Raw genomic sequence first — 19,909 nt, 5'->3', positions numbered from 1 at the left:
ATTATTTATTGATTAAATCTTGCATAAATTTGCCTACATCCGGACTTGAATAATCCGCCATACCTTCATGCCGTGTCGCGATCTTACCCGCTTTGTCCAATATCACCGTTGATGGAATCGGTCCCGAGAGCCATTCTTTTGGAATATCGCTATTTGGAAAACTAATTGGTAGGATTAACTGCTGTTCTTTCATGAAAGCCTCTGCCTTAGCCCTGTCGCCTTCAATCTCCACAATTAAAAACACTATATTTGGGTCATCTTTATACCGCTCATAGAGTACATTGATCGAAGGCATTTCGGCACGACAGGGAGCACACCAGGTTGCCCAAAAATTAATAAAGACCACTTTTCCCTTCAGATCCGCCACCTTGATTGTTTCTCCCCGCGAATTGACAAAGGAGACATGATTGAATGAAGTCTCTGGAGCCCGCCTGTCGGATTCTTTAGTAGTTGAAACAAGCTCCAGTTTAGGGTTGAAAAACCCCAATTTCATTAAAAATTGCTGAAAATAACTTCTACTTGTTGGCCAGATCAACAAACCGATGAGCAGTACAAATACAACATTTCCGATGATGTTTCTTGTCTTTGGACTCATTAGGCAATCCCGGTATTAAGCATCGAACTTATCCAACAGCTTCAATAAGGTCGCAAAATCCTTTGGATAAGGTGCCTCAAAAGCCATCTTAACTCCATTCAACTCAAATTCAACCTGTTTTGAATGGAGTGCAAAACGTTTCATAATAGGCTGCTCCTCTTCATCTTTCGACAATGTATATCCCCTTTTCTTAATTTGGGACAAATACACAGGTTTACCGCGATACATGTCATCCCCCACGATAGCGGCATGTTGTGTGGCGAGGTGAATACGGATTTGGTGCATACGTCCTGTAATAGGTTTACATTCCACCAAAGTATAATTCTTATAGTATTTGATCGAATTGAAGATGGTCTCGGCCGGTTTACCGTTTGCACGGTCAATAGATACGTTTTTATTGCCCTGGTTCAAGATGGGTAAATCGACAAGCAAGTCCTGAAAAGTATGTGTACCTCCTATGACCGCATGATAAATCTTATTCACTTTTCTTTTTTCAAATGCAATGGAGATTGTACGGTATGTTTCTGGATTTTTTGCAATTAGTAAAATACCCGAGGTCTCTTTATCCAGGCGGTGGCACACCTGTGCATCAGGATGATATTTCTTCGCCAAACGAAGAATATTGACCTCCCCTCCCTCACGTTCATCTAACGAAGCGACAAACGGCGGTTTATTGATAACGATCAAATTTTCATCCTCATGGATGATTAATTCTGAAAATTTGGGGAATTTAAATAGACGAGTCTCATTTTGTATCATTCTGCAAAAATACAAAACACAAGGCAGAATATTGGTCAATGTATGATAAAAAGCTTACTTTTGAACACACAATATAAGTTAAGATGTCTGTAAACAAAGAAATGAAACGAGTAAGCACAGCAATGCTGCAAGCCATGAAAGAACGTCAGGAAAAGATTTCTATGCTTACAAGCTATGATTACTCCATGGCCAAAATGGTCGATCAAGCCGGTGTTGACGTTATTTTAATTGGAGATTCTGCTGCTAACGTATTCGCTGGCTACGAAACTACCTTGCCTATCACCCTAGATAATATGATCTACCATGCCGCTGCCGTTGCTAGAGGTACCGAACGTGCCATGGTGTTGGCAGATTTGCCATTTGGATCTTATCAGGGCTCCGCCAATGAGGCTTACAATGCCGCCGTACGTATGATGAAAGAATCAGGTGCGCACGCATTGAAACTAGAAGGAGGTCTTGAAATCATCGAAAACATCAAAAAAATCATTGCCGGAGGCATCCCTGTATGTGGACACCTGGGCTTGACTCCCCAATCCATCAATAAATTTGGAAATTTTGGTGTGCGGGCGAAAGAAGAACAAGAAGCCGCTAAATTAATAGACGATGCCCTCGCTTTACAGGAGGCGGGCTGTTTTGCCATTGTTTTGGAAAAGATACCTGCAAAATTAGCTAAAACAGTTACCGAAAAATTGGTGATTCCAACAGTTGGTATTGGAGCTGGACCGGATTGCGATGGACAAGTCCTTGTGGTTAACGATATGCTGGGTATGAATGCTGATTTCAAACCAAAATTTATGCGTCATTTCGCTAATTTGCACGAACAGATCACAACTGCAGTAGCTCATTATGTGGCCGAAGTAAAAGCGGTACAGTATCCGAACGAAGACGAACAATATTAGAAAAATATGCGGTTTTTGATCATTGGACTTATTATTCTTATTGCTTATCTGGTGATACGCAAAAAATTCAATCTATTTGGGTTTACCGAGGATATGTCCAGAAATTTAAAATCAGGTTTTCAGTTGATTGAAGCTTCATCTCCGGTCATCCAGGCAAATCTAAAGAAGAGCGTTTCCAACGCCATGATGGGGGTTGTCCTCATTTTGATCACCGTCTTGCTGTTCATGAAGATAAAAATTGTCCTGTTCCTGCTTCCGATAGCCTTTTTCCTGCTAGGTTATCTTTTTCTGTTCAACAACCACTTTAGCAAGCTCAAAAGCCAGCAAATCTGGTACAATGCCAAAACCAATGAAGTTTTTATTGAACAGCTCAAAGGAGAAAATTATGCTTTTAACATGTTTAAGGACATAGAAGCCGTTCAGAAAATCGAATCAATTCAAACGACCAAAGGTTTATTATACGGCTACTACCGTCTCAAGTTAAAGAACAAAATAGTAGAGATCCCCTATTTGGTCGCCGAAAACAAGCCGGTCAATAATTTATTTTTCGACACCATTAACCAAAATTTCACCATAACTGTTCAAAAACGTATTTTTCCAATCATTTAAAAATGAACAAATTGAATATCTAAAAAGAATGTGGTATATTTAGGTAATTAATAAAATTTGTTAAAACCAAAATATTTCACACTATGGGAAAAGGTGACATCAAGACCAGAAGAGGAAAAATATCGAATGGTTCTTTTGGAAAAAGAAGACCACATGTATCGAAAACTGCAATCAAGGCGGAAGTAAAACAAGAGGCTCCAAAAGAAGTCCAACCAAAAGCAAAATCAAAGAAATAGTAAACAGGAAGCTAGAAAGTTATTTCTAGCTTTTTTTATTTCCAACCATTCGCGCTCGTCCATTTCGCTGTCCATTTGCAAAGTTTTCGTGGTATTGTAAAATCCTTTTGACAACTGATATCGGCATAATAATAAACCTATATTTACCTGTTAAATGTAAAAAGTACATAAGAGACTATATCGTATGAATAAAAAATCGATCATTTACCTCCTTTTGGCCTGTGCTGTGTTTGGAGGTGGATACTTTCTGATAACTGCTAAAAAAGATAAAAAAGAAGCTGATAAGCCCAATGGAAAAAAAGATATGCCCGTCCCCGCACAGGCTATCATTGCCAAATCTTCCGTCGCCGATAGATCCATTAATCTCTCGGGAAGCATTGACGCAGAAGAGCAGGTTGAAATCAGAAGTGAAGTAAGTGGTCGAATCACCAAAATCTATTTCTCTGAAGGACAGCGCATCAAACAGGGCGAGCCCTTGATCAAGATCGATGATATTGAGCTGCAGGCACAATTAAGACAAGCGCAAACAACAAATCAGCTGAATGCCGAAAATGAACGTCGGGCCAAACTGCTGTTGCAAAAAGGAGCAATCAGTCAGGAAGAGTTTGATATTGCCAGTGCAGCCTTAAAAACCTCCTTAGCACAGATCCAGTTGATTCAGGCACAAATATCCAAAACAACCATCCGCGCCCCTTTTAGTGGCATGATTGGACTTCGGAACATTTCCGTAGGTGCCATTGTCTCATCCAGTACCCTGATTACAAATTTAGTGAAGGACAATCTTGTCAAAGTTACTTTTGCAGTGCCCGAAAAATACAGCAATATAGTTAAAATAAATATGCCCATTGAGTTCAGTGTAGCCAACGACCCAACGATCATTACAGCAAACATTTACGCTATTGAACCACAAGTATCACTTAACACCAGAACACTCACTGTCCGCGCCAGAGCGACGAACGATCAGGGCAAATTGAAAGTCGGATCCTTTGTTAACGTTATTGTGCCGATCGAAGTGGAAAACGATGCGATATCCATTCCTACAGAAGCTATTGTTCCCGTACAGGACGGAAAGAAGGTCTTTGTACTACAGCACGGCCTCGCCAAGGAAGTGAAGGTTGAAACAGGTGCACGTACCGACAAGGACATCGTTATTCTATCTGGCATCAGTGCCGGCGACACCGTTTTAACCACGGGCGTTCTGTCTTTAAAAGATGGAGCAAAAGTTAAGGTATCATTAGCTAACTAGTTGTACATGAATTTATCTGCAGTTTTTATTAAACGCCCTGTTTTAACTATTGTCGTCAATATTACCATCATCTTGTTTGGCTATATTGGTTTTAGTTTTCTGGGCGTACGCGAATACCCCTCCATTGACCCCGCCATTGTTTCTGTCAGAACAAATTATGCCGGTGCCAATCCTGATATCATTGAATCTCAGATTACCGAGCCACTAGAGAAGGCCATAAACTCGATCGATGGTATTCGTAACATCTCTTCTTCGAGTAACCAGGGATCCAGCAATATTACCATCGAGTTTGATTTAAAAAAGAACCTGGAGGAAGCCGCAAATGATGTCCGGGATAAAGTATCCCAAGCCGTCCGAAGCCTACCACAGGATATTGATGCTCCACCGGTGGTATCCAAAGCCGATGCGGATTCCGATCCCATTATTACGTTGACATTGCAAAGTGAGACACGCGACAAACTGTCGCTGAGCGACTACGCCGAAAATGTGATTTCTGAAAGGTTACAAACCATCCCCGGCGTCAGCAGCACACAGATCTATGGCCAAAAACGTTACGCCATGCGGCTATGGCTCAATCCCGACCGTATGGCTGCCTATGGTATCACGGCTTCAGATATTCGTACAGCATTAAATAATCAGAATGTTGAATTACCTTCGGGAAAAATTGTCGGAAACACAACCGAGCTCACCGTAAAAACTATAGGCAATCTGTCTACCCCCGATCAATTCAACAACATCATTCTAAAAGCCGACAGCAGCCGTATCGTCAAGTTTACCGATATTGGTCGGGCCGAAATAGACGCTGAGAATCTCGAAACAAAAATGGTGAGTAATGGTAAACAGCTGGTCGGTATTGCCATTATTCCGCAACCGGGGACAAATTACCTTGATATTGCCAACAATTTTTATAAAATGCTCGATCAGATCAAAGAAGATCTGCCGCAGGATATTATACTCAACATCGCTTCTGATAATACGACATTCATCAAAAAATCAGTTGAAGAAGTCGCCGAGACACTCCTGATTTCGATCATACTGGTCACTCTAATTATTTATTTTTTCTTTCGAGACTGGGGCATAGCGTTACGTCCGTTATTGGATATTCCGGTATCCTTGATTGCGACATTCTTTATTATGTATATTTTTGGTTTTTCCATCAATGTACTGACGCTACTCGCTATTGTACTCGCGACGGGGCTTGTCGTCGACGACGGGATCGTTGTTACCGAAAATATCTTCAAGAAAGTTGAAGAAGGAATGTCTCCAATTGAAGCCGCGCTAAAAGGGTCTAAGGAAATATTCTTCGCTGTTATTTCCATTTCAATTACACTTGCAGCGGTATTTTTACCGGTTATATTTCTTCAGGGCTTTGTGGGAAGGCTGTTCCGGGAATTTGGTGTCGTCATCGCCTCGGCCGTATTGGTTTCGGCATTTGTTTCCCTCACCCTTACACCGATGCTCAACGCTTATCTGATCAAAGGTGGTGGCCACAAAAAGACGAAGTTTTACGATTGGACAGAACCCATGTTTGTCAAAATGAATAAAGGTTATGCCAAGGCTCTGGAAAAATTTATGAAATTCAAATGGATAAGCTTTCCAATTCTGATCCTATGTTTTATCATTATTGGTATCCTTTTCTCCTCCATTAAAAAGGAAACAGCGCCTTATGATGACAGAAGTAACATCTCCGTCAATGTAACAGGTCCTGAAGGTGCCACCTATGAATACATGGATCGCTACATGCAGGAATTGGACAAATTGGTCTACGACTCCATTCCTGAAAACAAAATCAGTTTAAACATTACCTCTCCTGGTTTCGGCGCGAGCTCAGTCAACTCCGGACGTATACGGATGACTTTGGTTGATCCTGGTGAGCGCAAAAAATCACAGGACGATATTGCCAAGGAGCTCACTAAATGGACAAAACAATACGATGCCGTACGCGTAAATGTTTCTCAAACGCCAACGATATCCATGAATCGAAGAGGTGGATTACCTGTTCAGTACATTATCCAAGCACAAAATTTTGAAAAACTTCAGGAAAAGATTCCCGAATTTATGAATGAGGTCAACAGCGATCCAGCATTCTCGACATCGGATATCAACCTGAAGTTCAACAAGCCCGAACTGCATGTCGAAATTGATCGTCTGAAAGCACTTAGTCTGGGTGTTTCCGTACTTGACGTTTCACAGTCCCTCCAATTGTTGTTAAGCGGTCAACGTTTCGCCTATTTTATGCGTGATGGCAAACAATATCAGGTCATTGGCCAAGTTGAAAACGACCGTAGAGCTACGCCGACAGACCTTGCTTCAATTTATGTACGTAATAACATCGGTCAGCTTATCCAGTTAGATAACGTCGTAAGCGTCAGGGAAGAAAGCAGCCCACCACAACTCTACCACAATAACCGGTACATGTCGGCTACAGTTTCAGCTGGCTTGGCGCCAGGCATGAGCATGAGCGACGGAATTGCAGCAATGGATCGCATAAAAGAAAAGGTACTCGACCAGAGCTTCACCACTGACCTTAGTGGTGAATCACGTGACTTCGTTGAAAGTAGCTCCAATACCTTATTTGCTTTTGGTCTTGCTTTATTGCTTATATATCTAATCTTGGCAGCCCAATTTGAGAGCTTCCTCGACCCATTTATCATTATCCTTACGGTGCCTATGGCCGTTGCCGGTGCACTAATAAGTCTATGGCTATTTGATCAAACCTGGAATATATTCAGTCAAATTGGAACAATTATGCTTATCGGTCTCGTGACCAAAAATGGTATCCTGATTGTTGAGTTTGCCAACCAAATGCGTGAAGAAGGGATGGAAAAATTTGAGGCAATTATGCACTCTGCCGAATCACGCCTCAGACCGATCCTAATGACAAGTTTAGCCATCGCCTTGGGTGCATTACCGATCGCCATGTCACTTGGAGCTGCTTCGACCAGCAGAATTGGTATGGGGGTTGTGATCGTTGGCGGTACAATATTCTCCCTTATCCTAACCTTATTCATTATCCCGGCGATCTATTACATGTGGTCAAGACAAAAAAAGCATAGACCTGAATTTGATAACATTAAAAGCTACGAATAATAAAGACATGAAGAGAAATTTCATCCTATTAGTATTACTTTACTCCATCATGTTTCAAGCTCGGGCGCAAGAAGTACTGACTTTGGAAGATGCACTGAAAACCACGTTGAGCAATAACTTCAATATTCTCCTGGCTAAAAATGACAATAACATTGATATGGAGAATACCAGTTTAGGAAGCGCCGGTATGCTTCCAGCAGTAACTGGAACGTTCAACAGAAGCAACTCCATCCAGAACTCCAGACAGGTCAGAGCAGATGGTCAAATACAGCAGATCTCCAATGCAAAAAACGACAACATGTCTTATGGAGTCAACCTAAACTGGACGATATTCGATGGATTGGGTATGTTTGCCCGTCGCGATCGCTTCAAAGAAATACAACGCCAAGGGGAAGCGGAGATCAAATATCAAGTGATCACCCAGCTCAGCGAAGTCATGGCAACCTATTACAATCTGGTGCAGCAAAAGCGCCTGATAAACGCACTGGATACCACCATTACCTTATCGAGATACCGCGTCACGCTGGCCGAAAATCGCCTGGAGATCGGAAAAGGCTCCAAGCTGGATCTCCTGAATGCGAAAGTCGATTTAAATACCGATCAGACAAACTTACTCAGACAGCAGGAAAGCTTCAAAAATACCAAGACTTACCTCAATCAGCTGATGACACGCGACTTGAGCCTAGATTTTCAGGTTGAAGATGAAATGAAACTTGATACGGATCTTAAACTTGGTAATCTGATCGAAATTGCCGATCGCCAAAATCCACAAATCCAGCTCGCCATCATCAACAATCGGGTGGCCGAACTCAACTTAAAAGCAGTTAAGGCCGAACGTTATCCCAAAATTGGATTAAACAGTGGTTACAACTGGAACGAATCCCACTCCTCCCTCGGTTTCTCGACAGAAAATAAAAATAGAGGTCTTACCTACGGTATATCGGCTTCCCTTAATATTTTCAATGGATTTCTTCAAAATAGAAACGAACGGATCGCTAAATTTCAGATTAAAGGTTCTGAGCTGCAGATACAACAACAAAAACAAGATATTCAGGCACAGGTCAGAACGCTGTTCCAAACCTACATCACCAATATGGAACTGGCTCATGTAGAACGGAAAAACGAGGAGCTGGCAAAAGAAAATTTAAACATCACCATGGATAAATTCCGTATCGGTACCATCACAACTTTGGAAGTAAGAACAGCGCAGTTAAACTACATCAATGTAATGACTCGGAGCTATACAGCACAATATGATGCAAAGGTATCCGAAATAAGGCTAAAAGAATTGACAGGCGAAACATACTAGAAATTTCTTTCAGCATGAGGTCCTCTTCATGAAGGGACAGGATTTTGAAGCGCTTTTCAGCAGCATCTATTCTTAAAAAGCGAAAGGCTCCTTAACTAAATGAGGAGCCTTTCGTTTGTCTATTTAATAGTCTATTGCTATAATAGATTTCAGTGGTATTAACACGCCACTTTTAATCTGAATATATCTATCGGTTAACGACCATACGGTGGTCTCGATACGCTTTGGTCCGGAATCAGTCTCAAAGGCGATTTCAGTTTTGGATTTAAACTCATTTCCCAACCGAAGTGCCCCTTTCAATTTATCCATAAAAGTCGCTGTCTTATCTTCACTCGCCGGGATAAATTTAAATTGAGGAATTTCCTCTTTAGCTATTAGTTCTCCAACCATAATACTAGCATTTAATGTGTAAATTATTGTTTTGCGCTATGCTACTCTTATAACGCTTTAAAGCCAATCTTATTTTATCTCTTTCTGCCATTGGCTTATTTAAATCTACCGATTCCCATGATAAAAATCAATTAAATCCTTGAAAACTATCATTTATTTTACAATAAAAAAACGATTGTACTTTGGACACACTACTCCCCTTTGAGGGTCACCGGCAGGTCCAACAGGCATTTATAACGAGATATCTAAATATAGTGTCATTTCATTTTGAATTTATAGCCCAAATCATTCATATTACCTATTTTTGATCAAAAAAATATGTAAATGGAAAAATCTGTTTTTGAAAAAGAGTGGGAAATTTATTTCACGCAATGCTATTCTAATGGCCGTATTCGTTTCTCCGATTTATCCAATATTCTGCAGCTTACCGCGGGAGAACACGCCAATGCTGTGGGATTCGGTTTTAAAGAAATGGCCAAACATAACCAAACTTGGGTACTTAGCCGCATACGTATAGAGATTGCACGATTGCCCAAATGGATGGACATCGTCAAGGTTAAAACTTGGATACAGGAATTAGAGGGCGCACGCTCAACACGGAATTTCGAAATTACCGTCAATGGACAGATCTATGTTACGGCAACCAGTTATTGGGCTGTCATCAATACCGTGAAGCGGAGCTCTGAAACACTCGCGATTTCCACCGAAAATTTTACCACCTATCCGGATCGTCCCGCAACACAACGGCCATTTTCAAAATTGGATATTTCCCAGACAGTCAAAAATCTTGATGAATATTGTGTTAAGCTCTCGGACCTGGATATTGTCAATCACGCCAACAATGTAAAATACCTGGACTGGTGTATGGACAGGTTGCCCATTGAGCTTGTATTGACCAATCAAATCAAATCATTAGAGATGAATTACCTGCGCGAATTACGCTATAATGATACCGTAGAGATTAATGGTGATGCGACAGATCAGGGTTACTTTATGACAGTGACCAAACAGCAGCGCATTCATTTTGCGCTAGCCATAGAAACAAAATAAAAAGGGAAAACAAGATAAGAACGCGAAACAATAAAAAAAGGGAGGCTACGGGCCTCCCTTTTTATCTTACATAGCGCATCGTTTATGCAAATGCCTTATCGCCTTTTTTGTAAGGAAGGTTACCATCAAATTTTCCCGGAATCTTCACAAAACGTAATGCTTTTGTACAACCCAGCTCCGAGTTAAAGAAACCGGTCAATGTCAATTGCTTGAACATCGTAAACCAATGTGGTGGATCGTTCTCAACATAATTATACAATTGATTTTGTTTTTCTTTATTCTTCTCCAGAATATCCTTTTGATCTTCAGCTTGCTTTTTATTAAACTCGTTTGCTTCTTTATCCAAAGCAGCTGCAACAGCCGTTCTGTCTTCCGCAGAAAGCTCCAGGAATGGTTTTCCTTTCACCTCTTTTGCCTTATCATCTAAGCTCGCAAAACCAGTTAAAAATGCCTTTTGTTGCTTCTCCGTATAACAATCGCGAACCATGACTGGGATAAAACTTCCTACCCCTGCTTCTTTCGCACCCGGAGTTGCGGTAGCTGGTAAGATTGCTTCAGCCAAGTCACCTAATAAATCAGTTGTCTTCGCTTCAAATAATGCTTGCACATCTTTGGTTGCTGAGCGTGTACAACCTTCCAAAAATAAATTAGCGCCGATAACGGTACCTCCTAAAATTAAGGCAACTCGTTGTAATGCTTCTCTTCTATTCATACTACTAAATATCTTAATTTTAGAAATTATATTTCATTTCCCAACCTTGTCTGTAATTACGTTTTACATATTGATTGACGTTGTCAAAGTTGGTGACACGCATGTTATCGTTATCCCACAACAATTTCAGGTTACGTCCAGGGTATTTACCATCAATACGTAAATCAGCACCTCTGATTGCCAGGTTAGCCATTAATAAAGCTTCTGTCAACGGACCTGCTATTTCAAAAGGTGAACTTACTTCTTTCTTGCCGTATCCAGCCTGACAAGCTTCAACCCATTGTGCGTAGTGTCCACCTTCTTGTCCTGGTACACGGGCATATTTCTGTGCCACCTGCTCTTTTCTTGAAGTCGGCAACAAGCGTGCATTCTGGCCGTAGGTATCCGCAAGGATTTTACCTTTTGTACCTACAAGTAAGATACCGTTACCACCATCACCAAAAATTTCGTTTGGACCTAATTCATCCGGGCGAGCAGGCTGAATACCACCATCCATCCAATGTAAAGTCACCGGACCATTGGTACGTGGTGTTTTAGGGAATGTTAATGTCGCATGGCTCGACGGAGGACAGCTTTCAGGGAAATATCCACGTTTGAATTCATCCACATACACCGATCCTACAGTTGCCTGTACATCCTGTACATATGTCAATCCCAAGGTACTGAAAGGAACTTCCAACAAGTGACAGCCCATATCGCCCAATGCGCCAGTACCATAATCCCACCAGCCGCGCCAGTTGAAAGGCACCAATTTATCCACATACTCTTTATAAGGCGCTGTACCTAACCAAAGGTCCCAATCCAATTCTTTTGGAACTTCGGCCTTGCCTGTAGGCCATGCAATACCTGAAGGCCATACCGGACGATCTGTCCAACAATATACCGTATGTACATCACCGATCAGACCTGCTTCATACCACTCACGTACAAAACGTGGTCCATCATTCGATGCACCTTGATTTCCCATCTGGGTAACCACTTTATATTTTTTAGCTGCATGCGTCAATGCTCTCGCTTCCCATACATCGTGAGTCAACGGTTTTTGAACGTACACGTGTTTACCCAATTGCATAGCTGCAAGTGCCTGAATCGCATGTTGATGATCTGGAGTTGATACAGAAACGGCTTCTATACGTTTGTGCTCCTTATCCAACATCTCACGGTAGTCTTTGTAATACTTTGCTTTCGGGTAACGTTTCAACGCACCAGCTGCACGACGGTCGTCCACATCACACAAGAAAGCAAGATCTGCTTTTCCTGAATCATGGAATGCATTGATGTCACTAAAACCTTTACCCCCTACACCAATACCTGCTACTTGTAATTTGTCACTTGGAGCTGTAAAGCCATTTCCGCCCAATACATAGCGAGGGACGATCATAAAAGCCGCAGCAGCTGTTGCCGCGCTCTTTATAAAACCTCTTCTACTCGTCTTATTTGAGTTATTTTCCATTGTTATCAATCTTTAGCTATTAGATGTTACCTTTTTTCAATTCGCTCACTGCGAAATCAACCGCACGAGCAGTAAGTGCCATATACGTCAATGAAGGGTTGACACAACCTGCAGAAGTCATACAAGCACCGTCCGTTACGAAAACATTCAATGCATCCCAAACTTGGTTGTTACCATTTAATACCGAAGTTTTTGGATCACGTCCCATGCGGGCAGTTCCCATTTCGTGGATACCTTGGCCCAAACCATATACGTTATCGTACGTATAGGTATCTTTTACGCCAATGCTTTCCAACATTTCCTTCATTTCATTTTGCATGTCGCCACGCATCTTCAATTCATTATCCTTGATCTCAGCGTCAAATGATAATACAGGTAAGCCCCATTTATCTTTTTTGCTCTTGTCAAGTGTAATTTTATTTTCGTGATATGGCAAGGTTTCTCCGAAAGCAGTAAAACCAACAGTCCAGTCACCTGGCTCACAGATCGCATCTTTCCATGCACCACCAACTTCCATCTCGGCAACAGCACCAGACCAACGTCCACGACCTGCAGCACCCTGGTAACCAAATCCACGTACATAGTCACGTTTTTTGGTATCACCTTCTACATTTACAAAACGTGGCACATACAAGCCTGTTGGTCTACGACCATATACATAGCTATCCAAATATCCATCTATTTTACCTCCGGCACCACAACGGAAATGGTGATCCATCAAATTGTGGCCCAATTCACCGCTGCTGCTACCCAGACCGCCTTCCCAAACATCTGTAGCTGAGTTCATTAACACCCAAGTCGAGTTCAATGCAGATGCACAAACAAAAATTACTTTAGCGAAAAACTCATACGTTTGGTTTGTTTCAGCATCAACAATTTCAACACCTTTTGCCTTTTTCGTGTTTTTATCGTAGATAATCTTTGTTACGATAGAAAAAGGACGTAAAGTTAGATTGTTTGTTTTACGTGCTGCAGGAAGAGTTGCCGATTGCGTACTGAAATAAGCACCAAAATTACAACCCAACCAACATTGATTTTGATATTGACAATTTACACGATCATGATGCGGAACAGTAATGTTGGCTGTTCTACCCATGATGAAATGACGTTGACCACCATATTGCTTTTTCAAACGCTCAGCCAGGTCTTTTTCAACAATGTTCATCGCCATTGCTGGCATGTAATCTCCATCTGGCAAAGATGGTACACCATCTCTATTTCCGGAGATACCCGCAAATTTTTCAGCATAACTATACCAAGGGGCAATATCCTTATAACGAATCGGCCAATCCACACCGTGGCCATCTTTTAAGTTAGCTTCAAAATCCAAATCGCCCAAACGATAAGATTGTCTCCCCCACATTAAAGAACGTCCACCAACATGATACCCACGGTACCAGTCAAAACGTTTTACCTCTGTATATGGACTCTCCTTTTCATTTACCCAAAAATCCAGGTTCTTCTCATTCAACGGATAATCTCTACGCAAAACCGGATATTCTTCGATCATTTTTTGTGTACGACCGCCAGCATGAGGCCATTCCCATGGATTTTTATTTGGCGCAGTGTAATCCTTAATGTGTTCAATGTTACGACCACGCTCCAGCATAATTGTTTTCAGCCCTTTCTCTGTCAATTCTTTCGCAGCCCATCCACCACTTATCCCCGAACCGATTACAATTGCGTCATAAGTATTTGTTGCCATCTCTCTTCTAATTATTTGTTTTTAAATAGTTATTTTTTCTGTTTAGTGTGCAGCATTTGTACTGTCGATCTTTTCGTCCTTAAATAAAGCTAAAAAGATAAAAAATACAACAGCTGCGATAATTGCAGGTACAACCCAGGTATGATTCCAGAATCCTGCTAGGTCTGTTGCTTTCATTGCTTTGTATTTGTCTCCGACGTAACCCGCTACCCAGAAACCGATCAACTGTCCAACACCATATGTTGCCAGCGTGATCAAGCCCTGTGCTGCAGATTTGTATTTAACACCTGCTTTGCTGTCCGTATAAATTTGTCCCGAAACAAAGAAAAAGTCATAACAGATACCGTGCAATGCAATACCGATCAACAACATGAACGACAATTCACCTGCATTGCCATAAGCAAATAACAGGTAACGGATTACCCAAGCCAACATACCGACCAAAATTGTTTTCTTAAAGCCAAATCTTGTAAAGAAAATTGGGAGTGCCAACAAGAACAATACCTCAGATCCCTGACCAATTGTCATTTTACCAGTAGCATTTTCCAGCCCTATCTCAGAAAGAAAAGGGTTTGCATTTGAATAATAAAATGCCAATGGAATACAGATCAATACCGAAGAAATGAAAAAGATCAAGAAGTTTTTGTCTTTCAACAATTTGATCGCATCCAGACCAATGATTGATGCAAAGGACGGTTTTTCGTTTTCGTCCAGTTTAACCGGTGGAGTTTTAGGTAATGCAAAAGAAAATATACCCAATACTAAAGAAGCAACACCCGATAATAGGAAGGTATTTTTTAATGCTCCTTCAGATGCTTTTGCATCCCAAAAATAGCTAATAACTAAACCAGCAACAATCCAACCAATTGTCCCCCAGATACGTATTCCTGAAAATTGTTTTTCCGGATTGGTCAATTGCCGAAAAGAAACTGAACTAGTCAAAGCCAATGTTGGCATGTAAAGTATCATATAAGCCAAAACATACGGATAAAATGTCGACATGTCTGTTGCACTATACATCTGATACATTAATACTGCACCGACCAAGTGTAAAACACCCAAAATACGCTCCGCATTAAAATAACGGTCTGCAATCATTCCGACAATAAAAGGCGCGATAATCGCTCCCAATGATTGTGTTGAAAATACATTGGCCTTTTCAAATTCTGTTGCATTCAAATTCTTGCTCAAGAAAGTACCTAATGTGACAAACCATCCCCCCCAAATAAAAAATTCGAGGAACATCATAAAGGATAGTTTAAATTTTATTGTTGATGAAATCATAAAAAAAATGGTGTTTTACAATACTACTAATTGGTTTTACCTGCTCAATTTAAGAAATTAAATCTAATTGTCAATAGTACACTATTAAAATATTACAAAAAGCTATCGACCTCGCGATATGCCGCCACCAAGCGATCCTCACCCTCTTTACCAGGCTTGGAAATACCATGCTCCATCCCCATGATACCCTTATATCCTTTACTATGAATGTGTTTGAATACGTTTTTATAATTGATCTCGCCCGTAGTCGGTTCTTTACGACCTGGATTATCGCCGATTTGAATATACGCAATTTCATCCCAACAACGATTCATATTTGCAATTAAATCTCCTTCGGTACGCTGCATATGATAAATATCATACAAAATTTTACAGGATGGACTATTCACGGCCTTACATAAAGCATAGGTCTCATGCGTTTGCTGCAAAAACAAATCTGGTGTATCACTTAAGGTTTCCAACACCATCACCAAACCATGTGGTTCAAAGATCTCCGCACCTTTACGCATCGCAGTAAGGATATTGCTGAACTGATTACCCCAAGGCAGTTTTCTTTCATAAAAGCCCGGTACCACAGTCAGCCATTTTGCGTTACAACGCTTGGCAGCTTCGACAGACTTCTTGCATGTTTCGACAAACTTGTCCAAATACTCCTGTTTTCCTGTCGCTAAAGAAGGCATCCAGTTTTGTCCGCCATCCACAACAAATACACCCATGGTCATGCCTAACTTCGCTAATAAATCACCGATCTTCTGCTGCTCGTCCAATGTTCTACCCAAATAGCCATTATCTTCTATTCCACGGAATCCCAAATCATACATATACCGAATTTCATCCAGGAAATTATCACCTGCATGATTTTTGAACATTCCCTGATGGGGAGCATAATTTAAATTGAATGTCTTTCCTTTATCCATCGTATTTGCTGTATTTTGAGTTGTAGACGCAAAAGTCTGTCCAGCTAGTCCTGCCCCCGCGGCCAAAAGACTACCTTTAATAAAATCCGATCTCTTCATTTTATTTATAATTGATTAATTTTTAAATAATTTACCAAATCCATCCGAATAAATCGTTTCTATGGACTGATTTTTATTTTTAAAAATGACAAAAACCGCCACACCTTTCAATTTTTTGGCCTTTGTCTTAATTTGTTCGGGTTCCATGCCCATAAAATAATTATCCAGTGCATCCGCTTCCATAGCAGTCTTCGCATAGACGCTGACACTCAATATATGGGTCATGTATGGGAAACCCGAAACAGGGTCAATATGATGACCCAATTTTTTCCCTTTGTATTGAATAAACTTTTCGAAACTGCCGGCTGTTGTCAGCGCCCCTTCATTGAGCTGCGCAACAGCAGTCATCAATTCCTCCCCACTTTCACCATCGGGCTGAACAATACCAATGGAAAAGCCCTGCCCACCTGGCGGAGTTCCCAAAGCCCTGATTTCACCACCTACCTCGACCATATAATTGGCAATTCCCTTACGTTCGAGATAGTCGGCCAAGACGTCTACCGTATACCCCTGTGCAATACCATTAACATCGATTTTAATCCCCTGTTTCTTTTTAATCAGCCGGTTGCCGCTGACCTTCAGGTAATGCATTCCCACCAGTTCCTTCGCTTTTCGTACCGTCGCCGAATCCGGGGCCACCGGGCTCTTATTAGCACCAAAGCCCCATAGGTTGACCAACGGGGCAATAGTGATATCGAATTGACCTTTCGATAATTTGTGGTATTTAAAGGAAGCATTTATCACCTTAGCCATGTGGCTATCCATCACAACAGACATTACCGTATCTGTATTGAACTTGGATATCCTCGAGTCTTTGCGGTAAATTGACATCGACAAATCGATTGCCGTTAAGATACTGTCAACTTCCGACCGCCTAACAAGACTGTCGGAAGCGAAGTAAGTGATATGGAATTGGGTACCCTGCGCGGGTCCCTCCAGCCGAATTTTATGGGGTTTCGTTGCCGGTATCTGCGCCTGTGCATCAATGCAACAAATCGTAGCAAAAAATAGAAGGCACAAATTCCACTTTAATCCCATCGGCCCAATTGCTTAAATATATAAGTTGGTGTTTTGACCAGGCATCGCTACTGGGTAAAAACCTTCTGCATCCGGAAGTAATTTTGGTTTAGCATCCCAAGCAAGTACATCTGGTCCCAATTTGATGGTCGATTTCAAGGCTTCATCCCACTTGATTACCTTACCGGTATAACAAGCGATACGTCCGATAATACCTGTTAACGTACTGTAAGCACCATATTCTGCATTATCAAATTTATATTCGCCTTTCGAAATTGCCGTAAATAGTTCTTTATGTTCTTGCTGATACGGGTTTGGATTACCCTTCGCATCATGGCGATAGATTTCCTTTCCCTTCCAGTCGTACAATACAGCCTGTCCACCTGCAGAAAGATAAGCACGTCCTTTTGTTGCCTGGAATTGCTCGTCTACACGGTTATGTATACCTTCGAAGTGTCTACATTGACTATAAACAACGCTGTTGTCGGCATAGGTCAATTCTAATGCAAAATTATCATAGATTTCACCATACTCTTTGCCGGTGCGGTGTGCCCTGCTACCTGTACCTTGGATCGATACCGGGTAAGCACCTTTCACCCAATTGGCGATATCAATATTGTGTACGTGCTGCTCTACGATATGATCGCCACACAACCAGTTGAAATAATACCAGTTACGCATTTGGTACTCCATTTCAGTTTGCTCTGGCTTACGCGGACGCACCCATACGCCACCTGAGTTCCAATAAACTTGTCCCGAAGTAACATCACCGATTGCACCCTCGTGGATACGTTTGATCGCCTCACGGTAATTCGTTTGATAACGGCGTTGTAAACCGACTACAACATTCAATTTTTTACGTTTAGCTTCTGCAGCCACACGTAAGACCTGCTGTACACCAGGGATATCAACAGCGACCGGTTTCTCCATGAAAACATGTTTACCTTGACGGATCGCTTCCTCAAAATGCATTGGTCTAAATCCTGGAGGAGTCGCTAAAATAACAACATCGGCCAATTGAATTGCATCTTTATATGCATCGAACCCCACAAATTTGTGATTGTCACTTACATCGATCTTATCTTGCCATTTTTCCTTCAGCGTTTTATAAGTACTCTCTAAATTATCTTTAAAAGCATCTGCAAGAGCCACCACTTTAATGTTCATGCCCGAACTTAGCGCATCAAATGTAGCTCCAGTTCCGCGGCCCCCACAGCCCACTAAGGCAACTTTGATAACATCCGAACCAGCGGCATATGCACCTGATAAAGGCATTGAGCTCAGCACAGCGCCTCCAGCAACTACAGCAGAAGTTTTAATAAAATCTCTTCTTTCTAGATTTTCCATAACAGTTTTATATTGATTATTTTATATTAAAAGTCTTTGATTGGCTGTTTATCGTAATAAGCCATAATCTCTTCGTGACTAGGTGGGTTGAGGGGTCTGACTAGTCTCATACCCACGAATGGGGCTTCTGGAAACCACCAGTTACTTTTTGGAATTTGTGGATCCAACTGTTTCCATACGGGATCTGAGGCACCACGCGCTGCAGAGCGCATGTCCTCGGCACCACTGTCAAAAGCACCACCACGTACAACATGTGGATACAGGGTTGTCGGAACGACTACAGGATTAGTCAATACCTTGCCTTTACCTTCATTGTAACTATCGGCCTTATATTGATCATAAGTCCATTCGGCAACATTGCCATAAATATCATAAAGGCCCCAAGGATTCGGTTTCTTCTGTCCTACAATATGTGTTTTCTGTTCAGCATTATCTTTAAACCAGGCATAATCTGCTAATGGCGTGGCTTTATCACCGAAAAAATAAGTCGTCTTTGAACCTGCTCGAGCTGCATATTCCCACTCGGCCTCTGTTGGTAAACGGTAAAATACACCGGTACGGACATACAGCCACTTACAGAATTGAATAGCATTGTAATGGGTCATCGCTAGGGCCGGGTGCCCTTCCTTTCCAAAACCAAAAGTCATATCCAAATAAGGTTTGGTCGGTCGCGTAACGGCATCAATCTCTTTCGATACTTTACCGTCCTTACTCTTTGCGATCTCATAATCTTTATACAGAAATGGCTCAAAAAGATCCCAGGTTACTTCATACTGGCCCATCCAAAATGGATCCAACTTCACCTCGTGTGCAGGTTTTTCATCCTCTTTCCCACCACTTGTAGTTCCCATTTTAAAACTACCGCCAGGGATTGCCAGCATTTTGAACGTCAGATTAGTCCCTTCAATAGGTTGTTCATAAGGTTCGAAAGCTTTCTGAGCCATAGCGTGCACGCCGGCAAATAACAAAACAGGAATAAAGATTCTTTTTAACATATTTAGGTTTGTAATTAAAGACTAAAATATAAAATAAGGTGTATACTTTACACTTTGACACTATAACTTTTTTATTACAGTTTAATTCTTAACATAATAGTCCATTCGTAATATCGATTTAGCCAGATGCTGGCAAGTATCCAGGGTAACTTAACTAGCCTGAAAATCAAGATCAATAAAAAAGAAGCTGTCTCAAA

The 19,909-nt window shown here is 41.4% G+C and carries 18 protein-coding genes; 7 read left to right on the top strand and 11 right to left on the bottom strand.

All coding sequences use genetic code 11. The annotated features are described in order from the left end of the window. Position 1 precedes the first annotated feature (1 nt). Both B4Z47_RS07050 and B4Z47_RS07045 read right to left on the bottom strand, forming a co-directional pair. Positions 2 to 595 (bottom strand): TlpA family protein disulfide reductase, encoded by a 594-nt coding sequence (locus B4Z47_RS07050; RefSeq protein WP_070561125.1) that lies wholly within the window; start codon positions 593 to 595, stop codon positions 2 to 4. Positions 596 to 610: 15 nt separating this feature from the next. Further along, positions 611 to 1,354 (bottom strand): RluA family pseudouridine synthase, encoded by a 744-nt coding sequence (locus B4Z47_RS07045; protein WP_046672902.1) that lies wholly within the window; start codon positions 1,352 to 1,354, stop codon positions 611 to 613. An 83-nt stretch (positions 1,355 to 1,437) separates the two neighbouring features. On the opposite strand from B4Z47_RS07045, the gene panB reads away from it, so the two are divergent. The 6 genes from panB to B4Z47_RS07015 all read left to right on the top strand — a co-directional run bounded on the left by panB (position 1,438) and on the right by B4Z47_RS07015 (position 8,743). Continuing rightward, positions 1,438 to 2,253, top strand: coding sequence for a 3-methyl-2-oxobutanoate hydroxymethyltransferase (gene panB, locus B4Z47_RS07040; RefSeq protein ID WP_070561127.1), 816 nt, complete (start codon positions 1,438 to 1,440; stop codon positions 2,251 to 2,253). Between the two features lie 6 nt (positions 2,254 to 2,259). Continuing rightward, positions 2,260 to 2,862, top strand: coding sequence for a hypothetical protein (locus B4Z47_RS07035; protein ID WP_070561128.1), 603 nt, complete (start codon positions 2,260 to 2,262; stop codon positions 2,860 to 2,862). 83 nt (positions 2,863 to 2,945) lie between these two features. Next, entirely contained in the window at positions 2,946 to 3,098 is a 153-nt protein-coding gene (locus tag B4Z47_RS07030; RefSeq protein WP_070561129.1) for a 30S ribosomal protein THX, read from the top strand. A 184-nt stretch (positions 3,099 to 3,282) separates the two neighbouring features. Further along, positions 3,283 to 4,344, top strand: a complete 1,062-nt coding sequence (locus tag B4Z47_RS07025; RefSeq protein WP_070561130.1) for an efflux RND transporter periplasmic adaptor subunit — start codon at positions 3,283 to 3,285, stop codon at positions 4,342 to 4,344. Positions 4,345 to 4,350: 6 nt separating this feature from the next. Continuing rightward, complete coding sequence (locus B4Z47_RS07020) at positions 4,351 to 7,434, top strand: efflux RND transporter permease subunit (protein WP_286727079.1); 3,084 nt, start codon at positions 4,351 to 4,353, stop codon at positions 7,432 to 7,434. A gap of 7 nt (positions 7,435 to 7,441) precedes the next feature. Then, positions 7,442 to 8,743 (top strand): TolC family protein, encoded by a 1,302-nt coding sequence (locus B4Z47_RS07015; protein WP_070561132.1) that lies wholly within the window; start codon positions 7,442 to 7,444, stop codon positions 8,741 to 8,743. Positions 8,744 to 8,866: 123 nt separating this feature from the next. On the opposite strand, the gene B4Z47_RS07010 is transcribed toward B4Z47_RS07015, so the two are convergent. After that, on the bottom strand, positions 8,867 to 9,133 hold the full coding sequence (locus B4Z47_RS07010) for a hypothetical protein (protein WP_172462508.1): 267 nt from the start codon (positions 9,131 to 9,133) through the stop codon (positions 8,867 to 8,869). 324 nt (positions 9,134 to 9,457) lie between these two features. Here B4Z47_RS07010 and B4Z47_RS07005 point away from each other — a divergent pair, with 324 nt between their 5' ends. Then, on the top strand, positions 9,458 to 10,183 hold the full coding sequence (locus B4Z47_RS07005; RefSeq protein ID WP_070561133.1) for an acyl-[acyl-carrier-protein] thioesterase: 726 nt from the start codon (positions 9,458 to 9,460) through the stop codon (positions 10,181 to 10,183). Between the two features lie 82 nt (positions 10,184 to 10,265). On the opposite strand, the gene B4Z47_RS07000 is transcribed toward B4Z47_RS07005, so the two are convergent. The 8 genes from B4Z47_RS07000 to B4Z47_RS06965 form a co-directional block, all read right to left on the bottom strand. Beyond that, the gene (locus B4Z47_RS07000) at positions 10,266 to 10,895 is read right to left on the bottom strand and encodes a gluconate 2-dehydrogenase subunit 3 family protein (protein ID WP_070561134.1); all 630 of its coding nucleotides are present in this window, start codon (positions 10,893 to 10,895) and stop codon (positions 10,266 to 10,268) included. Positions 10,896 to 10,914: 19 nt separating this feature from the next. Continuing rightward, the gene (locus tag B4Z47_RS06995; RefSeq protein WP_286727077.1) at positions 10,915 to 12,348 is read right to left on the bottom strand and encodes a Gfo/Idh/MocA family protein; all 1,434 of its coding nucleotides are present in this window, start codon (positions 12,346 to 12,348) and stop codon (positions 10,915 to 10,917) included. A 19-nt stretch (positions 12,349 to 12,367) separates the two neighbouring features. After that, positions 12,368 to 14,053: a GMC oxidoreductase gene (locus tag B4Z47_RS06990; RefSeq protein WP_070561136.1), complete on the bottom strand. Its 1,686-nt coding sequence runs from the start codon at positions 14,051 to 14,053 to the stop codon at positions 12,368 to 12,370. A gap of 42 nt (positions 14,054 to 14,095) precedes the next feature. Further along, positions 14,096 to 15,334 carry a nucleoside permease gene (locus B4Z47_RS06985; RefSeq protein WP_070561211.1) on the bottom strand — a complete coding sequence of 413 codons (1,239 nt, stop codon included), beginning with the start codon at positions 15,332 to 15,334 and terminating at the stop codon, positions 14,096 to 14,098. A 95-nt stretch (positions 15,335 to 15,429) separates the two neighbouring features. Next, positions 15,430 to 16,353: a hydroxypyruvate isomerase family protein gene (locus B4Z47_RS06980; RefSeq protein ID WP_070561137.1), complete on the bottom strand. Its 924-nt coding sequence runs from the start codon at positions 16,351 to 16,353 to the stop codon at positions 15,430 to 15,432. A gap of 15 nt (positions 16,354 to 16,368) precedes the next feature. Then, a complete protein-coding gene (locus B4Z47_RS06975; RefSeq protein ID WP_070561138.1) occupies positions 16,369 to 17,391 on the bottom strand; it encodes an FAD:protein FMN transferase in 1,023 nt (340 codons plus the stop codon). A gap of 12 nt (positions 17,392 to 17,403) precedes the next feature. Beyond that, on the bottom strand, positions 17,404 to 18,717 hold the full coding sequence (locus tag B4Z47_RS06970) for a Gfo/Idh/MocA family oxidoreductase (protein ID WP_046672915.1): 1,314 nt from the start codon (positions 18,715 to 18,717) through the stop codon (positions 17,404 to 17,406). Positions 18,718 to 18,743: 26 nt separating this feature from the next. Beyond that, complete coding sequence (locus tag B4Z47_RS06965) at positions 18,744 to 19,712, bottom strand: formylglycine-generating enzyme family protein (protein ID WP_286727074.1); 969 nt, start codon at positions 19,710 to 19,712, stop codon at positions 18,744 to 18,746. Positions 19,713 to 19,909: the final 197 nt, after the last annotated feature.

Origin of the sequence: Sphingobacterium sp. UBA2610, assembly GCF_002339225.1 — a bacterium.
GTDB lineage: Bacteria > Bacteroidota > Bacteroidia > Sphingobacteriales > Sphingobacteriaceae > Sphingobacterium > Sphingobacterium multivorum.
This window is presented reverse-complemented; position numbering and strand designations above follow the sequence as displayed.

Excerpts from the sequence above, each read along its gene's own strand:
- B4Z47_RS07025 (WP_070561130.1), top strand. The coding sequence starts at position 3,283 with ATGAATAAAAAATCGATCATTTACCTCCTTTTGGCCTGTGCTGTGTTT.
- B4Z47_RS07050 (WP_070561125.1), bottom strand. The coding sequence starts at position 595 with ATGAGTCCAAAGACAAGAAACATCATCGGAAATGTTGTATTTGTACTG.
- B4Z47_RS07005 (WP_070561133.1), top strand. The coding sequence starts at position 9,458 with ATGGAAAAATCTGTTTTTGAAAAAGAGTGGGAAATTTATTTCACGCAA.
- B4Z47_RS06995 (WP_286727077.1), bottom strand. The coding sequence starts at position 12,348 with ATGGAAAATAACTCAAATAAGACGAGTAGAAGAGGTTTTATAAAGAGC.
- B4Z47_RS06965 (WP_286727074.1), bottom strand. The coding sequence starts at position 19,712 with ATGTTAAAAAGAATCTTTATTCCTGTTTTGTTATTTGCCGGCGTGCAC.
- B4Z47_RS06990 (WP_070561136.1), bottom strand. The coding sequence starts at position 14,053 with ATGGCAACAAATACTTATGACGCAATTGTAATCGGTTCGGGGATAAGT.
- B4Z47_RS06970 (WP_046672915.1), bottom strand. The coding sequence starts at position 18,717 with ATGGAAAATCTAGAAAGAAGAGATTTTATTAAAACTTCTGCTGTAGTT.
- B4Z47_RS07020 (WP_286727079.1), top strand. The coding sequence starts at position 4,351 with ATGAATTTATCTGCAGTTTTTATTAAACGCCCTGTTTTAACTATTGTC.
- B4Z47_RS07045 (WP_046672902.1), bottom strand. The coding sequence starts at position 1,354 with ATGATACAAAATGAGACTCGTCTATTTAAATTCCCCAAATTTTCAGAA.
- B4Z47_RS07000 (WP_070561134.1), bottom strand. The coding sequence starts at position 10,895 with ATGAATAGAAGAGAAGCATTACAACGAGTTGCCTTAATTTTAGGAGGT.
- B4Z47_RS07030 (WP_070561129.1), top strand. The coding sequence starts at position 2,946 with ATGGGAAAAGGTGACATCAAGACCAGAAGAGGAAAAATATCGAATGGT.
- B4Z47_RS06975 (WP_070561138.1), bottom strand. The coding sequence starts at position 17,391 with ATGGGATTAAAGTGGAATTTGTGCCTTCTATTTTTTGCTACGATTTGT.
- B4Z47_RS07010 (WP_172462508.1), bottom strand. The coding sequence starts at position 9,133 with ATGGTTGGAGAACTAATAGCTAAAGAGGAAATTCCTCAATTTAAATTT.
- panB (WP_070561127.1), top strand. The coding sequence starts at position 1,438 with ATGTCTGTAAACAAAGAAATGAAACGAGTAAGCACAGCAATGCTGCAA.
- B4Z47_RS07015 (WP_070561132.1), top strand. The coding sequence starts at position 7,442 with ATGAAGAGAAATTTCATCCTATTAGTATTACTTTACTCCATCATGTTT.
- B4Z47_RS06980 (WP_070561137.1), bottom strand. The coding sequence starts at position 16,353 with ATGAAGAGATCGGATTTTATTAAAGGTAGTCTTTTGGCCGCGGGGGCA.
- B4Z47_RS07035 (WP_070561128.1), top strand. The coding sequence starts at position 2,260 with ATGCGGTTTTTGATCATTGGACTTATTATTCTTATTGCTTATCTGGTG.